This window comes from Nostoc spongiaeforme FACHB-130 (genome assembly GCF_014698475.1).
In the GTDB taxonomy this organism is placed as follows: domain Bacteria; phylum Cyanobacteriota; class Cyanobacteriia; order Cyanobacteriales; family Nostocaceae; genus Nostoc_B; species Nostoc_B spongiaeforme.
On the sequence record NZ_JACJTB010000002.1, the window covers coordinates 380390 to 406499 of the forward strand.

A 26110-nucleotide genomic window follows, 5' to 3' on the forward strand; every position below is an offset into this window, starting at 1 on the left:
CCCAAACCTATGATTTCCAGCATAGGAAATTCTGAATTCTGTATTCTGGCTCCTAATGATTAAAAATGTGTTAAAAACTTAACAACGTTGCAAGCTATATTAATTTGAGCTATCACTTAGGGAAAACTAATAAAACCGTACGGATATACTGAGTTGGGCAAGGAATATCGAAAACGTGGATGTCACAAATCTAGTCAGTATGGTCAAAAGTAAATCAAAAAATGGCCAACTTTACTAGACTGATGATCAAAAACGTAATAGAATCCAGCACGATTCCATCTAACATTTTTTTATAGTCAAAAAGTATTGCGAATAGGGGGCGTAGAGAAGCGTGGGGCTGTTTAGGAACTTTCGCTCATCATGGGATATGGGTATCGACCTCGGTACTGCCAATACCCTTGTTTATGTATCAGGTAAAGGCATTGTACTGCAAGAACCTTCTGTAGTGGCGATCGACCAAATCGAAAAGGTGGCGCTGGCAGTAGGAGAAGATGCCAAAAAAATGCTCGGTCGCACACCGGAAAACGTGATTGCCTTGCGTCCCTTGCGTGACGGTGTAATCGCTGATTTTGATACGGCAGAGTTAATGCTGAAAAGTTTTATTCAGCGAGTTAATGAAGGGCGATCGCTGATTTTACCGCGAATTGTGATTGGGATTCCCAGTGGTGTCACTGGGGTAGAAAGACGGGCTGTAATGGATGCCGCAGTTCAAGCTGGGGCAAGAGAAGTATATTTAATCGATGAGCCAGTTGCCGCCGCAATTGGCGCAGGTCTACCAGTTGCCGAACCCACTGGTAACATGATTATCGATATTGGTGGTGGCACAACGGAAGTTGCGGTGTTGAGTCTTCAAGGCACAGTGTTGAGTGAATCAGTACGCATTGCTGGTGATGAACTGACTGAATCCATCGTCCAATATATGAAGAAAGTGCATAACTTGGTAATTGGTGAACGGACTGCGGAAGAAATCAAAATTCGTCTGGGTTCAGCCTATCCCACGAATGAAGATAACGAAATCATGATGGAAGTCAGAGGTTTACATTTACTGTCTGGTTTACCCCGCACTGTTACCATCAAAAGTCCAGAAATCCGCGAAAGTATGTTGGAACCGTTATCCATCATTGTCGAAGCGGTAAAACGGACATTAGAAAGAACCCCGCCAGAACTAGCATCTGACATCATCGACCGTGGTATTATGCTGGCTGGTGGTGGGGCGCTACTCAAAGGCATTGATACCCTGATCAGTCATGAAACGGGTATTGTGACTCACATAGCGGCTGATCCACTTAGCTGTGTTGTACTGGGAACAGGCCGTGTCTTAGAGAACTTTAAACAGCTGGAAAGGGTATTCAGCGGCCGTTCTAAAAATATGTAGGAAAAAATATGAGATATTGGGTTCTATTTGCCTTGAATTTGGGTTTCATATAAATAGAATCCGATATCTATCAAAATATAGAAACAGGTATAAATGGTTACTGTACGTCGTTGGTGGGGTCGCAAAGGGTTACAGGTTGCTTCGCTGGCCCTTGTACTAGGTGGTGCTTGGATATTACGACAAACTCAAGGGGCAATGCTACTGGAAGTTTATCAAGTAGTGACAAGTCCTCTACAGCTTTTACAATCTGGCCAAACTCCTGAAGAACGTTTAGAAGAACGCCTCAAAGATGCCCAGTTTATGGAGATGCAAACCCGCATTCAAGAACTGGAAAGCCAAAATCAACAGTTACAAAATTTATTGGGTTATGTCCAACCTGAGCCAGCCGCATCACGTCCAGTACCAGCGCGGGTAGTAGGGCGGAGTGCAGATCATTGGTGGCAACAAGTAACCCTGAATCGTGGCTCAAATTCTGGCATTCAAGAAGGGTATATTGTCAAGGCTGAGGGTGGATTAGTTGGTTTGGTAGATAGTGTCACCCCGAATACTAGCCGTGTGTTGTTGATTAGTGACCTCAAAAGTCAAGTGGGTGTGACTGTTAGCCGTACTTCTGCCAAGGGAGTATTACGGGGCGATTCTTCCGCAGAAGCGGTGCTGGAATTTTATGAAAAAGTGCCGAATGTCAAAGTCGGAGATTTAGTTTCGACTTCCACTTACAGTCAAAAATTCCCATCTGGTTTAGCAGTAGGCAAAATCAAATCTTTGGATTTAAAGAAACTGCCAGCATCAGTGGCGAAAGTTGAACTTTTCCCACCAATTAGGTCATTAGATTGGGTGGCTGTGTATCCTAAACCAACAAACCAACCACAGGAAACGCCACAGTCCAAGGAACAAGAACAGGCAAATCAACAATGAAGATACCTTCATTTAGTGGTCGTAAATCGAACAAGCCAAAAGCTGCGGAACGAAAATCAAAATCTAAAGCTTATCGCAAACCCATCGCCCGTTGGCATCCGCGTGTAGTGCAACTGTTAGATTTGTCTGTGACAGTTGGATCTGTGCTGCTATGCTTGCTGTTACTACCGACTCGCTTTCCTGGTACAGAATTGTTGGGACTGGGTCCGAATTGGCTGTTAATTTGGGTAGTGGCTTGGAGTGTCAAACGCTCTGTTTGGGAAGGAGCGATCGCAGGTATAGTTTTAGGACTACTGCAAGATGCCCTAACTTCGCCAAATCCAACTCACGCCGTCACTTTAGGTTTGGTGGGATTACTCACTGGATTAGTGCAGAAGCAGCGATTTATCCAAGAAGACTTTATTTCCATCGCTTTAATTGTCTTTATCATGGCCATTTTGTCGGAGTCAATTTTTGGGTTGCAATTGAGTTTGACTGGCGATCGCAAAGTAGAATACATCTGGGCTTATTACCAAAGAGTTGCCCTAGCGTCAGCTATTCTCAGTAGTCTTTGGGCTCCTGTCGTTTACTATCCCCTCAATTTGTGGTGGCAAAAGCGCAAAGCGATCGAACAATAGTTACAGAGGAAATATCTTGAGTGTAAATTTGGGAGTGAGGAATCATAGGCTAAGAGCCTAAATCCTCACTCTTTTTGATTAAAAGTCAATAGTCAATAATTTTGATGTGAGGTGTTTTAATAACCTGTTTTGGGTTATTGTATTGAATAATTAAGTGTTTTGCTCAAAAGGTAGGTGTAACGTTGAAGGATCAAAGACAGAAACTACCAATCAATCAAATTATTTTAGGAGATTGCATAACACTATTAAAAGAAATACCAGATGAATGTATTGATTTAGTTATATCTTCACCTCCATATAATTTAGGAAAGGAATACGAAGCAAGACAAGCTCTCGATATTTATCTAGAATCACAAAAAAATGTTCTACAAGAGTGCGGCCGGGTTTTAAAAAAAACAGGTTCTCTATTTTGGCAGGTAGGAGCTTTTGCGGATAAAGGTACGATTATTCCCCTAGATATTCGCTTGTTTCCCATATTAGAATCATGTGGTTTACTGCCAAGAAATAGAATTATCTGGGCTAGACAACATGGACTTCATGCTCAAAAGAAATTTTCTTGTAGACATGAAACAATTCTCTGGTTTACGAAAACTAATGAATATATATTCAATTTAGATGCTATAAGAGTTCCGCAAAAATATCAAAATAAAAAGCATTATCGAGGAAATCGTAAAGGAGAATTATCCTGTAATCCAGATGGTAAAAACCCTGGTGACATTTGGTTATTCCGCAATGTGAAACATAATCATGAAGAACAAACAATACATCCTTGCCAGTTCCCAGAAGATTTGGTGTCCAGAATTGTATTAGCTACAACTAATGCAGGTGATTTAGTTTTTGACCCATATATGGGTGCAGGTACAGTTGCAGTTGTTTCCAAAAACCACAACCGTAACTTTATTGGTACGGAAATAGACTCCAAATATCATCAAGTAGGACTTCGCCGACTCAGTGGGGAACCTGATGAAAAAGGTTATTTTCCGAATCTAAAAACTTTACGAGATTATGTTGAGCGTACAGGTCAGCCCATCGAGAAATTTAGATTTGATGTGCAAATTGGCGAAAAAGCCTCAGATAGAAGTAAAGCCAAAATCTACCCAGAAGAGTACCATTTGCAAGAGATGTATGAGCGATTACTGTATGAGGAAGCAGCTTTTTCTGCTACTCTGCAAGGTGAAGATATTCCAATAGATCCAAAACTCAATGGCAATGGTAGAAAAACTGCGGAGAAAATTCAGAAAAGTCAACAAATAGAGTTAGAACTCTTCTAAATTTTGAGCTAAAGTATATGAATTTTATAACGCTTGCTTCTGGCATGACTTGGTAGGATTTGACATTGGCAATCAATCTGTGTATTGACAATTCTAGAGTATCTTGTACTTTGATATATAGTAGAAACGGCTGATATGGTGGTATTCTTCTGCTCGAATAATCCAATTAGCCTAATTGGTATATCAAAGACATGATGTTTAATTAACGCAGTTAATTGTTGAACAGCTTGTTCGTAGTAAAGAGTACTATTAGAAGCAGGAAACATTTGAGCTTTTGTAATAATCACTAATAGCTTTGTAGAGTTACCTGCAAAATGAATTCTACTTTTAAAAAATAACTCTGAGCGTAAGAGATTGTTTAAAAGAAATGGATAGTTAGAAAATTGGCTTTCTAGCAGAATACCTGATTTACCAAAATCAACGTCTTTTCCCAAGAATCTGTATTCTACTGGAATTAAGATATTACTATGCCATCCTAGTTTGACCAATGTATTTTTTATATATTGATTACTGCCTACTGGATCAAAAATCGGATTACCTTTAATATTTGCCTGATCAGAAGGCTTAATATGCAAAGGCATTTTAGTCAGGCTAGTACTAATTTCGTTCCATTCAGATTCATACTCTGTGTTGGGTCCGATAATCTGATCGGCATTGTTAAAATCAGAGACTTGAATAATAATGATTATTTCTCCTCGTTTTCCTCAAGTAATGTTTTGATAAATGTTTCTGGTTCGACCTGAAGGGCTTCCACTACTTCTAAGAACTCAATTAGATCCAAACGGCGTTCACCGCGTTCATACTTCGAGACGTATGATTGTGGACGAGAAAGCTTATTTGATAGCTCAGATTGAGTTAGCATAGCTGCTTGGCGAGCTTTGATCAGCAATTGACGAAATCGATTGTATCTTTCAGTAAAGATTGATTTAGGCACATGAATTTTACTTGTTTTCTAACAGTTCACTTAATCTCTACGAGAGTTTTCTCAAGTACTGCAATCAAGGTTTTGTTAGATACTAAAACCTAATATAGGATTAACCCAAAATAGGTTATTAGTATAATTCTGTGAGTAATGTTTTAGCGAGAGCCTACTGAGATAAAAGGAAAACAGGTATGGTAAATATAATTACATTTGAGATGCTGGTTAGTGTTGTGTAGATTTTGGCGTGGAGATTTCGTTATTTAAGTAAGCACGCCGACAGCGAACAGTAACTTGGAAATATTAATGTTGAGGTATGAAGATCCAAATTGGTAACGTGCAGAATCTTGAAATTATTGCTCAAAATTTATGGATAATTCCCCAGTTGTTACTCAAGTAGATACATCGCTAAATTACACTCAAGAAGATGGCTTGAGATTGCGATTCTCCTCTGGAGAGGCTGCGCCAACGCCAGTGGTATTTGATTCCCCAAAGCAGAACAGTATGAGCAGTGAAGCTGACTTTGACTCCCAGATGATGCAGCGATGCTTGGAACTTGCCCGCCGTGCTTTAGGGCGCACTTCGCCTAATCCTTTAGTGGGGGCGGTTGTAGTCAAAGATGGCGAGATTGTGGGTGAAGGGTTTCATCCCCGTGCTGGTGAACCTCATGCGGAAGTTTTTGCTTTGAGGGCTGCTGGTGATTGCGCTCATGGTGCTACAGTTTATGTCAACCTGGAACCTTGCAATCATTATGGGCGCACTCCTCCTTGTTCGGAAGGATTGATTAAGGCTGGTGTGGCTAAGGTAGTGGTGGGTATGGTTGATCCTAACCCTTTGGTAGCTGGGGGCGGGATTGCGCGTTTACGTGCTGCTGGTGTCGAGGTGTTAGTTGGGGTAGAGACTGAGGCTTGTCAGCAGCTAAATGAAGCTTTTGTACATCGCATTCTCTATAAAAAACCTTTTGGTATTTTGAAATATGCCATGACTTTAGATGGCAAAATTGCTACGACTGTTGGTCATAGTACTTGGGTGACAAATCAAGCCGCCCGCAGTGAAGTACATCAACTACGGGCGGCTTGCGATGCCATCATTGTTGGTGGTAATACAGTCCGACAAGACAATCCTTTTTTAACTAGCCATCAAGTAGAGGCGCATAATCCGTTACGAGTAGTGATGAGTCGTCAACTCAACTTGCCAGAAACCGCCCGTTTATGGGAAACCCAAGAAGCACCGACTTTGGTGTTAACTGAAATTGGGGCTAACCCTGATCTGCAAAAAATCTTACTTAAACGTGGCGTGGAGGTTGTGGAATTACCCGCACTGACACCCGCACAAGCAATGATGCACTTATATGAACGGGGTTTTTGCAGTGTCTTGTGGGAGTGTGGCGGTAATTTAGCTGCAAGTGCGATCGCTCAAGGAGCGGTACAAAAAATTATGGCTTTTATTGCTCCTAAAATTATTGGTGGTAGTCATGCGCCTACTCCCGTTGGTGATTTGGGTTTTACTAACATGACCGAAGCATTGCCCTTAGAAAATGTGCGTTGGCGTGTGGTTGGTTCCGATTGCTTAGTGGAAGGTTATTTACCTCAATAGTCAATCATCAAAAGTCAATGATCAATGGTTTTACTCTGGACTCTTGACCATTGACTTATTAATAATGTCGCTCATAAGCGATATCTCGTATCAGACTTAGCCGGGATTGAATATAGTCACCAAGAGAATCAACCTCATGGGAATCTAAGAAAACTTGTGTTGTGGTTTGTTTTACCAACCATTGCACCAAGCTAGCATCATCCAGCTGTAGGAGGGTCATGGTTTGGGCAGTTTCAACCACAGACCAAAGCTGACGCAGAATATTGGGAGTCATCAGACCTCATTGAAGATTAGCCTAGCTTTTTTTAGATTACACAATTTCGGCGGTGACTTATGGCATGAATGTACAAGCTGAGACAAGTATTATTAAAAAATTAATAATGTGATTTATAACTTTATGAACTTTCAGAAAGGCGCTATTACATCAATTAGTTCATAAAAATTCACTAATACTATCTTGGTATTCTTATGATAATTTGTAAATGCCATCTACCGAAAGAAATATCTTAATTCTTTAGGTTTAAGAATGTATTTAATTAACAAAAATATTTAAAAAACAATAAATCATTGCTACTAAATTTGTGTGCCGAAAAAAGGATAAATGAGGGGCTAAAGACTAAAAACCAGAAATTAGTCCCTCTTTTATGCAGAATGATGAAACTTGTTTGATGGGGACTAACTTCGTCGAATGATAAAGATGTGTAACAATCTACTGACTAAAATTATTCTTCATATTCCACCCAACTATTAGGCGTTTCCGAAACATGAACTTTTAATTGTACATTTGGCGGTACTCGCTTCTTAGTTTCATCGTAAATATACTTAGCAATCATTTCCGCCGTAGTCTCATATTCAGGAGGCATAACTTCATTTAAAATGCAGTGGTCAAGACCGCCTTTTGTAACATCTTGTTTTGCCCAGCGTAAAGTTCTAAAATCTGCTACCATGACTGGATGAGGACAAAATTGTGAAGAATGCAACTGTGTTGATATAGCTTCTATGCGGACTTGGTAATTATGTCCGTGCATCCGACCACAGGGGCCATCATAATCTTTGATGTAGTGGGCGCTGTTAAAAGAAAATTCCGTTACTACTTTCCATTTGGGCATTTTAAGATTACCTCGTAGGCAGATAAATACTTACAGTAAAATTTAGGAGTCAGAATACAGAATTCAGCATCAAAATAGGATTTTAGCCTAGCGTTGATCCTAAATTCTGTACTTAACTAACTGGAAATCTGCTGTATCTCTTGTAATTGCATGTGTAAATCAATCAGATTTTTATAGTATTGCTAATACTAGTTTAAAAAAATAATATGGCAGATATTGGGTTAGCTTGGCATTTTAAAGAATTTATCACAGTTGTAAGTGTGCGATCGCGCTGGTAGTGTTGGCAGTTAAAATGCGATCGCTACTCAGTATTTTCAAGATTCAACCAGATTATGATAGTAATGACATCTGTAATCTCCATCCAGTTGACTCAACTCTAACCCCAAGAAAGTCATGTCAGTTGCCCAAGATTTGCCGCCAACCACAGATATAATATTTCCACCAGGAGATATATATAGTGACGAACCACCATTGGAAAGCGATTTACATCTACGCCAAATTATTTTGTTACTACAATGTTTAGAATTGTGGTGGCAAAACCGTAATGATTTTTATGCGGCTGGGAATCTGACAATATATTACAGTCAACGTCAACTCAAATCAGAAGAATTTCGTGGCCCTGATTTTTTTGTGGTGCGGGGATGCGAAAGAAGACCTCGCAAAAGTTGGGTGATTTGGCAAGAAGACGGTAAATATCCTAATATCATTGTCGAGTTACTTTCTTCTTCCACAAAAGCCACAGATAAAGGCTTAAAAAAACAAATCTACCAAGATACTTTTCGCACACCGGAATATTTTTGGTTTGACCCCAATAATTTAGAATTTGCAGGCTTTCAATTAGTTTATGCTCAATACCAACCAATAGAACCGAATCCTCAAGGTTGGTTATGGAGTCAGCAGTTAGAATTATATTTGGGTGTCCAGAATAATCAATTACGCTATTTTACGCCACAAGGGGAGTTATTGCCGACACCAGAAGAATTGGCACAGCAGGAAAAACAGCGTGCAGAACAGGAAAAACAACGCGCAGAACAGGAAATGCAGCGTGCGGAACGTCTAGCCGCTAAGTTGCGGGAGTTAAATGTTGATCCCGATGTTCTGTAAAATTATTGATGATATTGAGCGATCGCACCCTTGATTAATTAATAATAGGACTGAATAAGTATGACTGTTATTCTAATCAATGAAACCCCCGGCTAAAAGCAAAACTAAAACGCAAGTTTGGGTAGTCGAAAATGGCAAAAAACGCCTACGACAAGACCAACTCACCACAGAAGAACCTTTAGAAATTCGGTTGATATCGCCATCGCGCACAGTAGCTATTACTATGCGAACTCCAGGCGCAGATTTTGAATTAGCGGCTGGATTTCTTTTTAGTGAAGGTGTGATTAATGGCAAACAAGATATTCACAGGATGAGTTACTGCACAGATGAATCTGTAGATGGTGAGCAGCGTTATAACATTATTAATGTGCAGTTAAAGCCAGGGTTAAATCCAGATTTACAGCCTTTAGAACGTCATTTTTATACTAATAGTGCCTGTGGAGTTTGTGGTAAAGCGAGTGTTGAGGCTTTACACTTGCGGGGTTACACAAAAATTACTTCGGAATTAACAGTCAAGTCTGAGGTTATTTACAGCTTATCTGATCAGTTGCGATCGCATCAGGGTATTTTCTCCGCAACTGGAGGGTTACACGCAGCAGCAGTATTTGATGCTGAAGGCAAAATTGGGAACTTACAAGAAGATGTTGGTCGTCACAACGCTTTAGATAAGTTGATTGGTAACGCCTTACTAAGCGGTGATTTACCTTTTAATCGTCATATTGTTATGGTGAGTGGACGTTCTAGTTTTGAGATTTTGCAAAAATCTGTAGTTGCAGGAATTCCGGTTGTTTGTTCTGTTTCTGCACCTAGCAGTTTGGCGGTATCTGTCGCTGAAGAATTTGGTATTACTTTAGTAGGATTTTTACGGGGAAACCGCTTTAATGTTTATACCGGATGCCAGAGAATAATTACAGCGTGATATGCTCTAAAAAATCACACTTTTTACTTGATTTTTACGTAATTCTGTCATCAAAACCTAGGATATTTAAATATGAACACGCTTGGTCAAAAGCCGAAAGTTAGCTTTACTGTAAATGCGTGCATTGTTGATACCCCATTCATCGATAAAATACTTCGGAGTATGATGCGTTCTCTAGATTATCCATTCTCCGAAAAGCTGGTAGCATTAGATCCTGGTAAGCCATCTGGTAAATATCTAGAACGTCAAACAGGACAAATAGAGGAATTAAGAACGAAATTATTGCAACTGCAAACTGAGGGAATTATTGATCGAGTAGACGAAATACCTTGGGATGAAGAACTGCAAAGGTCAGTCTTAAAAAAGTATTTTGGGCGTGATGATATAGATGTTAAAGATTTTGATGGAGCGCCAATTTATCAATATCTGTTTGCCTTAGAACAGTGTACTGGTGATTATATTCTGCATGTTGATTCTGATGTGTTATTTTACCGAGATGCAACCAGACAATCTTGGATAGATGAAGGAATTGAAATGTTGCAGGCAAATCCATCAGTTGTGATTGCTACTTGCGAAGGCGGGCCACCACAAGCCAAAAGTTTTCTCGAAAAATTAACTGGTCGTCCAGCAAAATCTAAACCTAAAAAGTTGTGGAATAAAGCAGGTAATGTTTCTACAAGATATTTTCTTTTAGACCGCCAGCGATTAGAAAAGCAAGTTTTACCACTACTCCAAAAGGATATCAAAGAGCCATTAGAAAATTCAATTACGCATACTTTTAAAGTCAAAGGTTTTGAACGTTGGTCAATGACGGCTGGGACTTGGGCAATTCATCCTGTAGAACATGGTGAAAATTTTATTAAACATTTAGATGATTTAATGTGGGCTGTAGAAAACAATGTTTATCCCTTCAAACGCAGTGGTAAGCGATGGAATATGCACACGGATGGTAATGATATCAAACCCTGGCTAAATGCAATTGCTCAAGCTAAGTCTGCAATGTTTTAAATGTTGAACTAATCAAGCAGAAAATACTGTTGTAGAGATGTTATATACAACGTCTCTACAGAATTTATAGATTGCAACATCTGATAAAAGTGGTATGAATTAACCACAGTCTGAGAAATATAATAGTGATGGTTTTGCGATATACTGAAGTTTTCGTGGCGATCGCCACAGTTAATTTAGAAAATTTAGTAAATTTCTATACCCAGTTATTAAGTGAAAAACCGAGTAATTTAATTCCCAATGTTTATGCAGAGTTTCAACTAAAAAGTCTACGCTTGGGAATTTTTCAACCGAAACAGAGTCATGAGTCAGAATTTGCCCACTCAACTAAAAGTAAAATAAGTTTGTGCTTCGAGGTGAGTAATTTAGAAAGTGCGATCGCTCATCTCACCAATTTAGGCTATCCTCCACCCGGCGAAATCTCCATCGCTTCCCACGGACGAGAAATCTATGCTTACGATCCTGAAGGTAATCGCCTAATTCTGCATGAAGCTAAGGGAGTCAATATTAAATAGTCATTTGTCATTTGTCATTAGTTTTTTATCTCCCTTGTCTCCCTTGTCTTCCCCACTCCCCACACCCTACAAAAATATGTCTCTTACAAACAACTACAAATTAAACCTGATCCAATGGTATCCGGGTCATATTGCCAAGGCGGAAAAGAATCTCAAAGAACAGCTAAAGCTGGTAGATGTGATATTAGAAGTCCGCGATGCGAGAATTCCTTTGGCGACGCACCACCCGCAAATCGGTGAATGGGTGGGAAGCAAAACGCGGATTTTGGTATTGAACCGCTTAGATATGATTACGCCCCAAGTGCGATCCCTATGGACAGATTGGTTTAAAAGTCAAGGAGAAGTGCCTTATTTTACCAATGCCCAACATGGTCAAGGTGTGACGGCTGTGGCTAAAGCCGCCCAAGCTGCGGGTGTGGAACTGAATCAACGAAGACGCGATCGCGGTATGTTACCCCGTCCTGTCCGGGCTGTGGTGATTGGTTTTCCTAACGTTGGTAAGTCAGCCTTAATTAATAGACTTTTGGGACGGCGTGTAGTGGAAAGTGCAGCGCGTCCAGGTGTCACACGTAACTTACGTTGGGTACGTATATCTGATCAATTAGAATTACTTGATGCGCCTGGTGTGATTCCTTCCCGCTTAGAAAATCAAGCCGCAGCTTTGAAGTTAGCAATTTGTGACGATATTGGACAAGCATCTTATGATAATCAACTCGTCGCATCAGCATTCGTAGATTTTCTGAATGAAATCCATATAACAGCGAATCATTTATTACCAGAGTCACCGTTCAAGTTGCGCTACGAACTCGACTCGTCATCTTACACAGGCGAATCATACTTAGAAGCTTTGGCAGAACATCGTTACAACGGTGATGTGGAACGGGCGGCGAGACAACTTTTCACAGATTATCGCAAGGGTTTATTAGGGACAATTCCTCTAGAATTACCACCAAACTTATAAACAGCGATTCCCGGCATTTTTTTGAGCGATCGCTATTCGTTCACTTTATATCATGTCCGGTAAATCAGTAATGATTTAGTATATCTGTGCAGAAAGACAAAACTCTTCCTACCCCTATCCCCTGCGGTCTTGATGATAAGTCTTTTACCGGACACGATATTACACCCATTTTTATCAGTCCTGTTTATTGCTTTGCGGCTAAATTTTTCAGGTTCTCTTCCGTGACGCGACAAATTCGCCAATCATCTAAGATGCTGGCTCCCATACTCCGGTAAAATGCTTGTGCTGGTTCGTTCCAATCCAGCACACTCCATTCTAAGCGTCCGCAATTTCGCTCGACGGCAATTTGCGCTAGTTTAGTTAAAAGTGCTTTACCAATACCCTGACGGCGATACTCTGGTAAAACAAACAAATCTTCGAGATAAATTCCTGGCTTGGTAAGAAAGGTAGAATAGTTGTAAAAGAACAAGGCAAAACCTACAGCTTGTCCTTGATATTCTGCCAAAATGGCCTCTATATATTTTGGTTCACCAAATAGATGCTCTTGGAGTGCTGCAACATTCCCGGTAACGGCATGAGATAATTTCTCATATTCCGCCAACTGTTTAATTAATTGAAATAGTACGTTGCTATCAGCAGGTTCCGCAGAACGCAAAATTAAATCGGTCATTTGTCATTTGTCATCAGTCCATAGTCATTAGTCCATAGTTAATGGGCTGTAGTCAAGAGCAGGTTACGGGTTATGAAGTGGTTTATCAGGTTCAGATGTCTAAGCCACTATAGCTATCACTTTTGACTTTTGACTTTTAACTTTTGACTTTTACACTAACCACCCTTTCAAGCGTTTTGCAATATGTGGACGACGTAATTTTCGCATGGCTTTGCTTTGAATTTGACGGACTCGTTCACGGGACAAGTTGAACATATTGCCAACTTCTTCTAGGGTGCATGGTTCGCTGGTTGTCAGTCCATAGCGTAAAGAAATTACGTCTTTTTCTCGTGGGGTTAGTACGTCACCTAGAACTTCCCAAATCTCCTGGCGCATCATGTTTTCATTCATTTTGGCTTCGGGAGAGAGGTTGTCTTCATCTTCTAATAAGTCCATCAGTTCGGTGTCTTCTTCTTTACCGACGCGATGGTTGAGGGAGAGTGCTTGGCGGCGTAGTTGTTGTAGTTGGCGTAGTTGTTGAACGGTCATTTCCAAAGAAGCGGCCATTTCTGCTTCTGTGGGGTTACGACCAAGTTTTTGTTTGAGTTCGCGTTGGGCTTTTTTAAGTTTGTTAAGTTTCTCTACAATATGAATTGGTAGGCGAATTGTACGTGCATCATTAGCGATCGCTCGCGTAATTGCTTGTCTAATCCACCAATAAGCATAAGTGGAAAACTTATATCCTTTATCGGGGTCAAATTTTTCTGTAGCGCGATTTAATCCCATTGCCCCTTCTTGAATTAAATCTAGAAAAGGTACTCCGCGATTTAAATATCGTTTGGCAATTGATACCACTAGTCTGAGGTTCGAGCGAATCATTTTGCGCTTCGCTACTCGACCTTGATATAAGCGGCTTTCTAGCTGCTTTTCTGTCATATCAAACTGGGCAGCTACTTGGGCTTTGGTTGGTGGCTGTCCTAGTTCGGCTTGTAAGGCGGCTTGGATGTCTCGGACTTCTTCTAAAAATCGGACTCGCCGCGCTAATTCAACTTCTTCATCTGGTTTCAGGAGCGGATAACGCGCCATTTCTTTAAAAAATGCACCTACGGCATCATCATGCTCGGTTTTGTTATATCCTGAAGGTCGCGCTGCCGCCATCTCATCCCCATCACGTGCCTCTGGTTCGAGATTTTCTGCAATTGGGGATTCTTCTTCTACCAATATTTCTAAACTTTCGAGTAGTTGTTCTTCTGTATCGGCAGTGGGTTCTAATATTTCCATTGTTCCCAATTCAGCAATATTCATAGTTTCCTTTAGGGATAGTTGCTTTGTTTGGTACATAATTCCTTGACAGCTACTCGTTTGCGGCTTGGTAGTTTCCCTTTAAAAACAAATGCACTTTCTTAATTACCAAGTAAAAGTTTCTACTAATTACTTAGTAAAACTAAAAAAATCTTTTCTAGCTGTCCTTTTTGATTACTGCTAGATAAAACCCTGCACAAATCTTGGTGATTGCACCTCAAAATTATTGTCTCAGGTTCTAACAGATATACTTCTTATTTTTTGATTAATCCCTAAATCTGTCAAACGCCCTCAACCATTCTCAACCTTAACAAATATAAAAGAAACCAAGTAATTATTATCATTTCTTAAAAATCCCTATATTTTTATGAATTTTTTTACCTTTATGGGTGGGAATTAATCTCGAAATTAAAGTCTTGATTTTGATTTTATTTGGATTTCATAAAATTTTCTAAAGGTCACAATTTCAGTAATTTAATTAGCTGAAATCAATTAGTTGTATAAAAGCATCTCACATACACCAATAATTGAATATCTACCAATGGGCGGAAAAAGGCTATGCCATATTTAGTAAATCGGTAAATGATTTCATAAATAGTCAGAGATTTATAGTAAGCCAGTTTTATTTTTGAAATTATCTGTGTAGGTGGTGAGTAGGAAGGAGGAGGTTTTTTCAAGAATCAAATATCAGTCCTATAGTTAGTTTTTATGGTAAGTGGTCTTCAAATATTTATTGCACGTATAGCCAAGTTTGATTTGTCTAGTAGGTTACATAACGGGAAACTTATCAAGTATCATGAGGGATAAACGTATTGCGAAATACACTTTACTTTTTATAGAGAAAAAGATTAAATTCTTGAAAGCTAAGTGAAGGGATAATAAATTCCTGTCAAGAAAAAACAAAAAATATGTATATTAATGACTTAAATTTACAAAATTTAGTAGTTGCCGAGCCAGGGGAATCATACCAGTCCCAAAAGGGGAATCGCTACGTTGAAGTTTTGGTAGACTGTCCAGGCGCTACCGGATTATTTACATATCGTTTACCACCTCAGCTAGAAGTAAAAACAGGGGATATATTAACTGTGCCATTTGGCGCACAACAGTTAGGCGCGATCGCCATTCGGTTGTTAAGCACACCTAATATTGATCTAGCGCCAGACAAAATTCGAGAAGTCGAAGATGTGGTGAGTGTGGGGTTTTTCCCCAGCCATTATTGGGAATTATTAAACCGTGTAGCAGCATACTACTACACACCCTTAATGCAGGTGATTCGGGTGGCTTTACCGCCGGGATTATTAGGGCGGACTCAACGCCGGATTCGTTTAACTAATACCCAAAGCCAATCTCATCGAGCTTTTCTCAGTCCAGTCGCCCAGCAGATTTTACAACTGTTGCAAACTCAACCATCAGGGGATTATAGTTTTGCGTATTTGCAACAAAAAGTCAAGTTCACCTATCGCGGTGTGCGGGAATTGTTGCGCTTGGGTTTGGTGGAAAGTTATTTAGAAGCACCAAGACTAACTCGCCCCAAATTACAAAAAGCTGTCACATTAATAGATAGTAGCGATCGCGATTTAACTCAGCGTCAACGAGAAATCATCGAAGTTTTGCGTCGCAATGGTGGGGAATTATGGCACAGTGAACTCTTGCAAATTTGTAGTGCTAGTTCTTCCATCCTCAAAACCTTGGCACAGAAAGGTTACATCGTGATTGAAGAACGGGAAATTTTGCGTGCTGAACAAAGCCCGACATTAACACCAGACCAGCCAAAATTATTAAATACTGCCCAGGCTAATGCTTTAGCAACTATACAATCATTAAATAAATTTGCTCAAGTCTTGTTGCATGGTGTAACAGGTTCCGGCAAGACAGAAGTATATTTACAAGCGATCGCACCATTATTAAATCAAGGTAAATCAGCCTTAGTCTTAGTTCCAGAAATTGGACTCACACCCCAACTTACTGACAGATTCCGCGCCCGGTTTGGTAACAAAGTCGCCGTTTATCACAGCGCCCTTTCCGAAGGCGAACGTTACGATACTTGGCGACAAATGCTGACAGGGGAACCGCAAGTAGTCATCGGGACACGCAGCGCCATTTTCGCCCCTTTACCCAACCTCGGTTTAATCATCTTAGACGAAGAACACGACAGCAGCTTTAAGCAAGATTCACCGATCCCCACCTACCACGCCCGTACCGTCGCCCAATGGCGGGCTGAGTTAGAAAACTGTCCCTTGGTTTTGGGTTCGGCTACGCCATCTTTGGAGAGTTGGGTGAGTGTTTCCAGGAGCAGAGGAGCAGAGGAGCAGAGGAGCAGAGGAGACAATTTACAACAAATTTTCCCTACATCCTTACACCCTCACACCCTCACACCCTCAATTCCTACTCACTACTTATCATTACCAGAACGCATCAACTCCCGCCCGTTACCGCCGGTGGAGGTGGTGGATATGCGGGTGGAATTACAGCAGGGAAATCGGTCAATATTTAGTCGCAGCTTGCAAGAGGCTTTGACACAATTACAGGAAAGAAGACAGCAGGGGATTTTATTTATTCATCGCCGGGGACATAGTACTTTTGTGTCTTGTCGCAGTTGTGGCTATGTGATGGAATGTCCGCACTGTGATGTGTCTTTGGCTTATCACCATGCAGAAGAAGGTGCGCCCCAATTATTGCGATGTCATTACTGTAATTATGTGCGATCGCATCCTCAATTCTGTCCCGATTGCAGTTCGCCTTACTTAAAATTCTTTGGTAGTGGAACCCAACGTGTCACCCAGGAATTAGCCAAACAGTTTCCCCAACTGCGGTGCATCCGGTTTGATAGCGATACCACCCGCAACAAAGGCGCACATCGTACCTTGCTAACTCAGTTTGCTAACGGTGAAGCCGATTTATTAGTCGGGACGCAAATGTTAACCAAAGGTTTGGACTTACCCCAAGTCACACTGGTGGGAGTTGTGGCGGCGGATGGACTGCTGCATTTATCAGACTACCGCGCCAGTGAACGGGCTTTTCAAACTCTTACCCAAGTTGCTGGACGTGCGGGGAGGGGTGATGATGCAGGGAGAGTCATTGTGCAGACTTACACCCCAGAAGATCCCGTAATTGCCGCAGTCTGCACCCACGATTATCAATCTTTTTGTCAAACTGAGTTAGAAAAACGGCGTGACCTTGATTATCCACCTTATGGCAGGTTAATTTTATTGCGTCTGAGCAGTCTTGACCCCATCCAAGTGCAGAATACTGCCCAAATTATCGCCGCAAACTTGGGTAACAACGAAGACTTTGAAATTCTCGGCCCTGCACCAGCCGGGGTAATGCGAGTAGCGAACCGTTATCGCTGGCAAATCTTAGTAAAATTTAACCCTGATGAATTACCCCAGTTGCCTAATTGGGAGGAAATCAGAGAATTATGTTGTGATGGCGTTAGCTTGACTATAGATGTTGATCCCATGAATATATTATGAGGTTGGGTAGTTGTGAGTTGAATTATGGTGAAAAAAGTAGCGATCGTTGGTGCTGGCCCTAGCGGAGTTCTACTGGCTCACTATTTACTACATCGTCAAGAAAAATATCAAATCGATATTTTTGATTTTCGCAGTGATCCCCGCACTGTCGCCTTTTCTAAGTCGCGCACCTTTTCAATTGTTCTCAGTCAACGCGGGATCAATGCTTTACAGCAAATTGAGGGATTAGAAGCAGCTGTGAAAGCCATCAGCTTAGAAACTAATGGAGCCGCACTGCACCAAAAGAATGGTAAAACACAGGTATTCAGTAGAAACTACTCACAGTTGAGCCTTGATAGAACAAGCTTGGTAATTAAATTATTAGAACAATTGGCAATCAAAGGCGGCAATCAAGTTAATTTTCACTTCAATCATGAATGTACACAAGTAGATTTTGCTGCCAAGCAAGTAAAATTTAAAAAACTTGATACGGATGCAGAAATTACCGTTAATTATGACTTATTAATCGGTGCAGATGGGTCGCGTTCAGTAGTTAGAGAAAGTTTTCTGCAAACAGAGAACTTTCAGTGTGAACAAAATTATGTTGCGAATGACTATAAATCTTTTTTCTTACCACCATTAGACCCCAAATTAGGTATTAACTGGCAACAAAATAAAGTCAACTCTTGGCGGTTAGATAACAGTATCAATATTTTATTGGTTTATCAAATGGACAGCAGTTGGAGTGGTGTAGTCTTGTTTCCGCACAAAGATAAAACCATTCCTGAACTGACTACCAAACAAGAAGTATTCAACTATTTCCACCAAAACTTTCCAGAAATTGCCCAAGCGTTACCAGAATCAGAAGCGGAAGATTTTGCTAATAGACCTGTATCTAGAGTACTAACAGTGCGCTGTAACCGCTATCATCACGGCGATAGTGTTTTGTTGATTGGAGATGCGGCGCATGGAGTCTCACCATCTCTCGGACAAGGTTGTAACGCCGCTTTGGAAGATGCAAATATTTTTAACCAAATTTTAGATGAATGTGGTGATAATTTAGCCGTGGCTGTGGAAAAGTTTAGTCTTCAACGTCAAGCTGATGGAATTGCTTTAGTAGAATTAAGTGATTACGCTTTTCCTACCTCGAAAAAGTTATTTGTTGAGTTGTTATTGAGAAATCGTCTGAGTAAATATTTCTTTCCCATTTTTCCCAAATTCTTCTTGCCTTCGTTATTTGAATTGGTGGCGGAAGGTAAACTTTCTTACTCGGAAATTCTCAACTTATATCAAGATTGGATAGCGAAAGTTAAAAAATCAAATCAACAAATTTTGGCAAAAATGTAAATAATAAACCCTTCAGACTATAGCGGTTCTCATTCTAGTGAGATACAAGCCAAAATAATTAACCGCAGATGAACGCGGATGAACGCAGATGGAAACAGATAACTTTGTACCTCAATAGACTAGGAAACGCTATATCTCTCTCCCTTGTCTCCCTTGTCTTAATTCTTCACATAAATGGCTACAAAAAGTTAAAAAATTTGCTGCCATCAGAAAAAGCAAATTACCCTTGATGTTAGGGCTATCTTGAGGTGTTGTGATGACTACTCATTTACCGACTAATGCGCTTGCAGACACAGATGTGAACCCAGCCCATGAGATTGTAGATCAACACACTACTGATTGTTGTATTGTTGGTGGCGGCCCGGCTGGGGTGGTTTTAGCTTTTTTGTTGGCGCGTCAAGGGATATCTGTGATGTTGCTAGAGGCGCATAAAGATTTTGACCGCGATTTTCGGGGAGATACAATTCATCCTTCGGTGATGCAAATTATGGAGGAATTGAATTTAAGCGATCGCCTATTACAATTACCTCATGCTAAAATGCGCCAAATTCAAGTTAAAACTCCGCAAGATACTGTTACTCTGGCAGATTTTAGTCACCTCAAAACAAATTATCCCTACATTACAATGTTGCCCCAAGTCAAATTTTTGGAGTTCATCACCCAAGAAGCGCAACAATATCCAAATTTTCAGTTAGTGATGGGTGCGAATGTCCAAGAACTCATTACAGAAGATGGGGTAGTTAAAGGAGTACGTTATCGGGGTGGTGGTGGTTGGCACGAAGTCCGCGCTATGCTGACAGTCGGCGCAGATGGTCGTCACTCCAAGTTAAGACAAATAGGAGAGTTTGCATCTATTGAAACTTCTCCACCGATGGATATTCTCTGGTTTCGCTTACCCCGCCATCCCGAAGAATTTGATGGGGGAATGGGACGTTTTGCACCTGGACATATTGTAGCGATGCTTGACCGTGGTACAGAGTGGCAAATTGCTTATGTAATTCCTAAAGGCGGCTATCAAAAACTACGGACGACTGGTTTGGAGGAGTTAAAGAAATCTATTGTGGAAGTTGTGCCGGAATTAAGCGATCGCCTGTATACTCTTCAAGATTGGTCACAAGTCGCTTTTTTATCGGTAGAATCAAGCCGGGTTAAACAGTGGTATCGTCCAGGGTTGTTACTTATTGGTGATGCTGCTCATATTATGTCTCCGGTTGGCGGTGTGGGAATTAACTACGCCATTCAAGATGCAGTCGTAGCCGCTAATGTCCTCAGTCAACCTCTGCAAAATCACCAAGTCAAACTGAGTGACTTAGCTAAAGTTCAGCATCAGCGAGAATTACCAACACGCATTATTCAAGCATTTCAGACATTTATTCAAAAGCGAGTATTTGCGCCTGTATTGTCTGCTAATCGTACTTTTCAACCACCAGCATTGTTACGCTTACCAATTTTGCGCGATTTACCCGCCAGATTAATTGCTTTGGGTGTGTTTCCGGTTCATGTGAAATAGTCTTTGAAATACCTTTCTTTGTTTCAATTCCTAATAGTTTTCAGATTGTTTTCTGTAATTCACGTATTACCTTGGTCTGCTCATAGTTAAGAAGGCTATAGGACAATACGGTTCAGTTAGTAATCTCTTCTTTCTCTTTGCGCTCTTTGCGTTCTTTGCGGTACCCTTCGGGAAGCCGCTTGCGCGTCTACGTTAAAAAAATTGACTTTAAACAAGAGTTTGAGATTTAACTGAACTATATTTGGCTATAGGACTCATATTTGATTTCTGAAAAAAATCAGTACATCCACAAAAGGCTTATTTCCTACTCCCCATTCCCTATTCCCTACTCCCTGATTACATCAGTAAATTCGGAAATCAAACCAGATTCCTATAGTTTTGCATTTGCTGACAACGTATTTATATCAAAAGTAATTGCAAGTATTTAACTTGGCGAAGCCGTGTTTTGACGTGGGGTACGCTTGCGATCGCTTTTCCTTGTACCTCCAGCTTTCTGATACTCATAACTATTGTTGCCATATTTGTAAGAAATACCACGCAAGAACTTGTCAGAATAGTCTGCCACAGTCTTTTCATTTTCCAAGATTTGGGTTCGCAAGACATCAACATCAGAGAGAGCAGAATTGTAGGCTTCTATAGAATTTCGGAGGCTTTCAATTTTCTCCGTATAATCTTGGACTGTTAACCCTTCTCCAACATCGAGAGTCTGACTGATAGATTTAATGCCAGCTAGACGTACTTGAGCTTTTTCCAAAGTACGTGAATTGCGTCTTTTTCTTGCCATAATTAATACTGATTTTTAATTTACTGATAACTCTATAGTGGACAATATGAGAAAAAATTGTCATACGTAAAATTATTGATTTTTCTAAAAAAACTTAAAGTTTGTACAATTTATCTAACACAATGAGCAAAACACGGAAACGTTAAAGCAGAAGTTCTTACACAATGAACAAAACACGGAAACGTTAAAGCAGAAGCTCTTACACAATGAGCAAAACACGGAAACGTTAAAGTGGAAGTTGCTGCACGATAAGCGGAAGCTCTTACACAATGAAAGAAACACGGAAATGTGAAAGTGGAAGCTGCTGCACGACAAGCGGAAGCTCTTACACAATGAAAGAAACACGGAAACGTGAAAGTGGAAGTTGTTGCACGATAAGCGGAAGCTCTTATTGGGTTGAGAATTAAGTAAGTCGGTGGGAAAAACAAAACTAAGTTAAGAAAAGTAAACAAGGCTGTGACTCTCTTCCCTTTTCCTTCCTGCCTCCTGCCTTGACATAGTGATAGTTTTTAGCACTGAGCTACTTAGAAGCGTTTCAAATATTTACAATTTGAAACTCTTGAGGATTTTTTAAAATAAAAATATCATTTTCTTTCACTAAATCACCCGTACATCTTATGGGTAGGCGTTCTTGATAAGATTTTATTGCCAAAATATAATCATGGTCGAGCAGTTCAATTTTGATTTGGCGTAATTTCTCAAATACTGGACAAACAATAGTAATTTCACCGCTTAATTTATCTAAGTTAGGAGTTGCAATTTGCGTGACAAAGCCTTGAATTTTCAGATGAGGATAATTTTGAATAAATTCACTTAAGATTTCCAAATAAGAAATATTTTCGCAATCTGCTATTGTTTGGATAAATTCACGAACTCTCGGCACATAATCTGCTATATTTTTTGTGTTTGGTAGTAGAATTTCAAATTCACCTTTTTCTACTTGCTTATGCCAGATTGTGGCATTCTCAAGAAATGCTTGGTCTTCGTGCCAACCGCGAGTTTGCAAATACTCTCTCATCTGTTGTGGTTCTGTATTTTTGATAATCTCCGCATCTTGTACTGTAACTTTCATGGTTGTACTCCTTGACCAATACCTTGCATAATTGACTGGAGAGCAGCGATTGTAAATTGATTAGTTTTAGGTATGGTGACAGTTACAGTTGATGTGTTTTTTGTTTCTGGCATAAATCGCAGTGATAACCAATAGCCACAATACCTCATACAGAGTTCTTCTTCTGATTGTTGCACCCACTCGTCTAAATTATCAGGAAGTAAAACTACAATTAAGATTCTAGGAACGGCAAAGTTAACCATTCGTAAATCATTATAATTTTTCAGTTTGAGAGGATAGCGGATAGCGTTATCTTTAAGTAGATCCCTTGATGTTGATTTTAGCTGTAATTCCAAGCGAGGCGCACGGATGCGTCCCATAATACCTGTAGCTGCTATTCCCCAGTCTACACTGTCGTCGACGACTGGTTTGTAAAGAGAATAACCTGCAACACTAGTGATGGCTTGGAGATATGCGTTGCTAAATTGTTCTTTCTGTTGATTTATGTCCACTAAAAATTGGGTTAATTTTTGATACAATTACGAGTCTACATTGCCCTTGTTGAGAATTGACATTTGCGCGATCGCTTTGGGAGTTTTTGGTAAGAGCGATCGCCAAGTTAAACTATTTACATAATTATTTTGGAAAGTTCTGCTGTGCGACAAAGATGCGATCGCAATTCATCTTGCAATGAAGAATCTATTCGTGATTACAAAACGTAAATATCCGGGAAACGCTTACCAATGACCAATGACAAATGACAAACCGTAAAATTGCTAAAATGTACCATAAAAGCGATACATGATTGCGGCAGATGCTCAAGCAACTTTGGCAGTGGCTCAAGAGGTCTTTTGGGCGTTTATTTGGCAGAAAGCATTCCCCAGTCAGGGAACAGAAAAAAGTAGAACCACCGCAACGGTTAACAGATGCGGAGTATGAATCGTTGTTTCTCCAGTTGTTAGCAAAAGTCAATGATGGCTTGACTACAGGAGGTGCAAAAGGTTTCTTGGCTGCAAAGCGTATCAATGAAGGTGATTTGGTGGAGTGGTTGCGGGGTTTTGGCGAAAGATTGTTAGCTTCAGCTACACCAAATGATGAATTAGCAAGGCGGATGGTGCGGTTGGGTGAGTTGAGTATTGGGGAAGTTAGTGATGTTGCGGGTAATATTGGGAGGCGTTTGGGGGGAGGAGAAACAAACCGCCAAGACGCAGAGGATGCGGAGGGAGAAGCAGAAGTTTGGTTTAATCAAGGCAATGAACAATATGAAGCTGGGGATTTTGTAGGTGCGATCGCATCTTACGATAAAGCTATAGAATTCAAACCTGACGATCACCACGTTTGGTACTACAGGGGTGGGGCGTTGTTTAATTTGGGGCAATTTGAACAAGCGATCGCATCTTATGACAAAGCTATAGAATTCAAAGGTGATTATTACGAAGCTTGGTACTACAGGGGTATGGCGCTGCATAATTTGGGGCGATTTGAAGAGGTGATCGCATCTTTTGATAAAGCCATAGAATTTAAAGGTGACGACTACTTAGCTTGGCTAGTCCGGGGTCTGGCGCTGGGTAATTTGGGGCGATTTGAAGAGGTGATCGCATCTTTTGATAAAGCCATAGAATTTAAAGGTGACGATTACTTAGCTTGGTACTACCGGGGTCTGGCGCTGTGTAATTTAGGACAATTTGAACAAGCGATCGTATCTTTCGACAAAGCCATAGAATTCAAAGCTGACAACTACTCAGCTTGGTACTACCGGGGTAGTGCGCTGTTTAATTTGGGGCAATTTGAACAAGCAATCGCATCTTTTGACAAAGCCATAGAATTCAAAGATGACGACTATTCAGCTTGGTACTGCCGGGGTAGTGCGCTGTTTAATTTGGGGCAATTTGAACAAGCAATCGCATCTTTTGACAAAGCCATAGAATTCAAAGGTGATTATTACGAAGCTTGGTACAACCGGGGTCTGGCGCTGGATAATTTGGGGCAATTTGAACAAGCAATCGCATCTTACGACAAAGCCATAGAATTCAAAGGTGATTTTTACGAAGCTTGGTGCAACCGGGGTCTGGCGCTGGCTGATTTGGGGCGATTAGAACAAGCGATCGCATCTTACAACAAAGCCATAAAATTTAAAGATGACGACTACTCAGCTTGGTACAACCGGGGTAGGGCGCTGTTTAATTTGGGGCGAAATGAAGAAGCAATCGCATCTTACGACAAAGCCATAGAATTCAAACCCGATTTTCCTGAAGCTTGGACTAACCGTGGGATAATCTTAAATAACCTTGACTTATATCAAGAAGCACTTACCTCTTTTGAAACTGCTTTGCAAATCAATCCCAACTTTCCAGAAGTATTCAATGCTTGGAATGGTAAGGGTAGCGCACTATTCAATTTAGGGCAGTTAGAACAAGCGATCGCATCCTATGACAAAGCCATAGAATTCAAAGGTGATTTTTACGAAGTTTGGATTAGCCGTGGAATTGCAGCAGGAAACGTAGCTAGAGAGAGAACAAATTTCTTTTTCACATTTGCTTTACCTAATGCAGCAGCACCCAACCTTGCTTTAAAATTTAACAATCCAGATTTAAATAAGCGTGGCTATGAGGGAAAATTAGCCAGCTTTGAGGAAGGGTTAAAGCATTGTCAGCAAGATACTCATCCAGAAGCTTGGGGAAAATTGCATCAGGCGATAGGTAATGCTCATTATTACCAAGGGCGAGGTAATTATAACGCCCGCAATTTTTGGCACAAAGCTGTTAAAAGTTACGAAACAGCACTGCAAACTCTCACAGCCACAGATTTTCCTGAGTTGCATCTAGAAGTTTTGCAAAATTTAATTTGCGTGCTGTTAGATTTGGGCGAAATAGCCGAAGCTACGGAACTCCAGCGCCAGGGTACTGATTTGTTGCGGCGCTTATTAAATGAACCAAATCGCTCTGAGCGAAGTAAAAAGCAACTAGCTCTAAAATTTGCTTGGATTCAGCAGTTAACTGTTGATTTAGCAGTGCAGTCTGGAGATTTGTTGCAAGCAATTGAATTAGCAGAAGAAGGCAAAAATACTTGCTTGCGTTGGCTTTTGGATGGATGGAGCGATGAAATTTCTTCTCCTAATTATTCAGAAATACAACAACTGCTTAATCCTTCAACTGCCATTGTTTATTGGCATCTCAGTTCTTATGCTCTACACACTTTCATCATTAAATATAACGCCCTGTCACCAATTGTTTTAGGAAACACCGAGTTTCTAACTCAGGCGCAACGCTTACGGGATTTTGAAGACTGGGTGAAAAAATGGAACGAACAATACGCCAATTATCGCAAGGGTAAAAACAAGCAAGGCGAAAAAGATAGAACATGGCGCGACAATTTACCCGAAATGCTGCGGAATCTGCGTCATATTCTCGATATCAATGCTGTCGTTTCAACAATTCCCGATATTACTCAACTAATTCTCATTCCTCACCGCGACTTGCACCGCTTCCCTCTTCATGCACTGTTTCCACCTGAATTTATTATCAGCTATTTACCCAGCGCAAAAATTGGCTCTATCCCTGTTAAGAAAGACAACCATAACCCAAAAAATTTACGGTTCTTCCGGTAATTTTATGGAGAATTAGTAGTAAAGTGCCAAGTTAATAAGCTACGTAAGCGGAAATTACTAAAGTTGCGAAAGCCATATCCAAGTCTTTTGATTAACTTG

General features: G+C 40.5%; 24 protein-coding genes. 14 read left to right on the top strand and 10 right to left on the bottom strand.

The features are described from left to right. Positions 1-367: 367 nt before the first annotated feature. The 4 genes from H6G74_RS03875 to H6G74_RS03890 all read left to right on the top strand — a co-directional run bounded on the left by H6G74_RS03875 (position 368) and on the right by H6G74_RS03890 (position 4178). Positions 368-1375, top strand: a complete 1008-nt coding sequence (locus tag H6G74_RS03875) for a rod shape-determining protein (RefSeq protein ID WP_190966431.1) — start codon at positions 368-370, stop codon at positions 1373-1375. Between the two features lie 93 nt (positions 1376-1468). Continuing rightward, the gene (gene mreC / locus H6G74_RS03880) at positions 1469-2290 is read left to right on the top strand and encodes a rod shape-determining protein MreC (protein WP_190966390.1); all 822 of its coding nucleotides are present in this window, start codon (positions 1469-1471) and stop codon (positions 2288-2290) included. Next, positions 2287-2907, top strand: coding sequence for a rod shape-determining protein MreD (gene mreD / locus H6G74_RS03885; RefSeq protein ID WP_190966391.1), 621 nt, complete (start codon positions 2287-2289; stop codon positions 2905-2907). Before mreC ends, mreD begins: the two co-directional genes overlap by 4 nt. Before the next feature lie 182 nt (positions 2908-3089). Then, positions 3090-4178, top strand: a complete 1089-nt coding sequence (locus H6G74_RS03890) for a DNA-methyltransferase (protein WP_190966392.1) — start codon at positions 3090-3092, stop codon at positions 4176-4178. 8 nt (positions 4179-4186) lie between these two features. On the opposite strand, the gene H6G74_RS03895 is transcribed toward H6G74_RS03890, so the two are convergent. After that, positions 4187-4867 carry a BglII/BstYI family type II restriction endonuclease gene (locus H6G74_RS03895; RefSeq protein WP_190966433.1) on the bottom strand — a complete coding sequence of 227 codons (681 nt, stop codon included), beginning with the start codon at positions 4865-4867 and terminating at the stop codon, positions 4187-4189. Next, positions 4864-5112, bottom strand: a complete 249-nt coding sequence (locus H6G74_RS03900; RefSeq protein WP_190966393.1) for a helix-turn-helix domain-containing protein — start codon at positions 5110-5112, stop codon at positions 4864-4866. Before H6G74_RS03900 ends, H6G74_RS03895 begins: the two co-directional genes overlap by 4 nt. Positions 5113-5466: 354 nt before the next feature. Between H6G74_RS03900 and ribD the strand changes: the two genes are divergently transcribed. Then, positions 5467-6693: a bifunctional diaminohydroxyphosphoribosylaminopyrimidine deaminase/5-amino-6-(5-phosphoribosylamino)uracil reductase RibD gene (gene ribD, locus H6G74_RS03905; protein WP_190966394.1), complete on the top strand. Its 1227-nt coding sequence runs from the start codon at positions 5467-5469 to the stop codon at positions 6691-6693. A gap of 58 nt (positions 6694-6751) precedes the next feature. Here ribD and H6G74_RS03910 read toward each other — a convergent pair whose 3' ends face one another. Further along, positions 6752-6967, bottom strand: a complete 216-nt coding sequence (locus tag H6G74_RS03910) for a hypothetical protein (RefSeq protein WP_190966395.1) — start codon at positions 6965-6967, stop codon at positions 6752-6754. Between the two features lie 448 nt (positions 6968-7415). Next, on the bottom strand, positions 7416-7802 hold the full coding sequence (locus H6G74_RS03915; protein ID WP_190966396.1) for a 6-pyruvoyl trahydropterin synthase family protein: 387 nt from the start codon (positions 7800-7802) through the stop codon (positions 7416-7418). Between the two features lie 393 nt (positions 7803-8195). Between H6G74_RS03915 and H6G74_RS03920 the strand changes: the two genes are divergently transcribed. The 5 genes from H6G74_RS03920 (at position 8196) to ylqF (ending at position 12309) form a co-directional block, all read left to right on the top strand. Continuing rightward, positions 8196-8906: a Uma2 family endonuclease gene (locus tag H6G74_RS03920; protein WP_190966397.1), complete on the top strand. Its 711-nt coding sequence runs from the start codon at positions 8196-8198 to the stop codon at positions 8904-8906. Between the two features lie 79 nt (positions 8907-8985). Beyond that, positions 8986-9825 carry a formate dehydrogenase accessory sulfurtransferase FdhD gene (gene fdhD / locus H6G74_RS03925; protein WP_190966398.1) on the top strand — a complete coding sequence of 280 codons (840 nt, stop codon included), beginning with the start codon at positions 8986-8988 and terminating at the stop codon, positions 9823-9825. A 72-nt stretch (positions 9826-9897) separates the two neighbouring features. Further along, positions 9898-10833, top strand: a complete 936-nt coding sequence (locus tag H6G74_RS03930; RefSeq protein ID WP_190966399.1) for a glycosyltransferase family A protein — start codon at positions 9898-9900, stop codon at positions 10831-10833. A gap of 128 nt (positions 10834-10961) precedes the next feature. Further along, entirely contained in the window at positions 10962-11348 is a 387-nt protein-coding gene (locus tag H6G74_RS03935; RefSeq protein ID WP_190966400.1) for a VOC family protein, read from the top strand. Between the two features lie 76 nt (positions 11349-11424). Further along, positions 11425-12309, top strand: a complete 885-nt coding sequence (gene ylqF / locus H6G74_RS03940; protein WP_190966401.1) for a ribosome biogenesis GTPase YlqF — start codon at positions 11425-11427, stop codon at positions 12307-12309. Between the two features lie 184 nt (positions 12310-12493). Here ylqF and H6G74_RS03945 read toward each other — a convergent pair whose 3' ends face one another. Then, positions 12494-12979 carry a GNAT family N-acetyltransferase gene (locus H6G74_RS03945; protein WP_190966402.1) on the bottom strand — a complete coding sequence of 162 codons (486 nt, stop codon included), beginning with the start codon at positions 12977-12979 and terminating at the stop codon, positions 12494-12496. 150 nt (positions 12980-13129) lie between these two features. Further along, positions 13130-14299, bottom strand: a complete 1170-nt coding sequence (locus H6G74_RS03950; RefSeq protein ID WP_190966403.1) for an RpoD/SigA family RNA polymerase sigma factor — start codon at positions 14297-14299, stop codon at positions 13130-13132. Positions 14300-15168: 869 nt separating this feature from the next. Here H6G74_RS03950 and priA point away from each other — a divergent pair. The 3 genes from priA to H6G74_RS03965 all read left to right on the top strand — a co-directional run bounded on the left by priA (position 15169) and on the right by H6G74_RS03965 (position 20569). Further along, a complete protein-coding gene (gene priA / locus H6G74_RS03955) occupies positions 15169-17733 on the top strand; it encodes a primosomal protein N' (RefSeq protein WP_190966404.1) in 2565 nt (854 codons plus the stop codon). 24 nt (positions 17734-17757) lie between these two features. Then, positions 17758-19059, top strand: a complete 1302-nt coding sequence (locus H6G74_RS03960) for an FAD-dependent oxidoreductase (protein WP_190966405.1) — start codon at positions 17758-17760, stop codon at positions 19057-19059. Positions 19060-19315: 256 nt separating this feature from the next. Then, entirely contained in the window at positions 19316-20569 is a 1254-nt protein-coding gene (locus H6G74_RS03965; protein ID WP_190966406.1) for an FAD-dependent oxidoreductase, read from the top strand. A 424-nt stretch (positions 20570-20993) separates the two neighbouring features. Here H6G74_RS03965 and H6G74_RS03970 read toward each other — a convergent pair whose 3' ends face one another. The 4 genes from H6G74_RS03970 to H6G74_RS31450 form a co-directional block, all read right to left on the bottom strand. Further along, entirely contained in the window at positions 20994-21353 is a 360-nt protein-coding gene (locus H6G74_RS03970) for a hypothetical protein (RefSeq protein ID WP_190966407.1), read from the bottom strand. Between the two features lie 535 nt (positions 21354-21888). Next, the gene (locus H6G74_RS03975) at positions 21889-22425 is read right to left on the bottom strand and encodes a hypothetical protein (protein ID WP_190966408.1); all 537 of its coding nucleotides are present in this window, start codon (positions 22423-22425) and stop codon (positions 21889-21891) included. Then, positions 22422-22916 (bottom strand): DUF4365 domain-containing protein, encoded by a 495-nt coding sequence (locus H6G74_RS03980; RefSeq protein WP_190966409.1) that lies wholly within the window; start codon positions 22914-22916, stop codon positions 22422-22424. Before H6G74_RS03980 ends, H6G74_RS03975 begins: the two co-directional genes overlap by 4 nt. 27 nt (positions 22917-22943) lie before the next feature. Then, positions 22944-23069 carry a hypothetical protein gene (locus tag H6G74_RS31450; protein WP_277927124.1) on the bottom strand — a complete coding sequence of 42 codons (126 nt, stop codon included), beginning with the start codon at positions 23067-23069 and terminating at the stop codon, positions 22944-22946. A 149-nt stretch (positions 23070-23218) separates the two neighbouring features. On the opposite strand from H6G74_RS31450, the gene H6G74_RS03985 reads away from it, so the two are divergent. Further along, entirely contained in the window at positions 23219-26011 is a 2793-nt protein-coding gene (locus tag H6G74_RS03985; RefSeq protein WP_190966410.1) for a tetratricopeptide repeat protein, read from the top strand. Positions 26012-26110 lie beyond the last annotated feature (99 nt).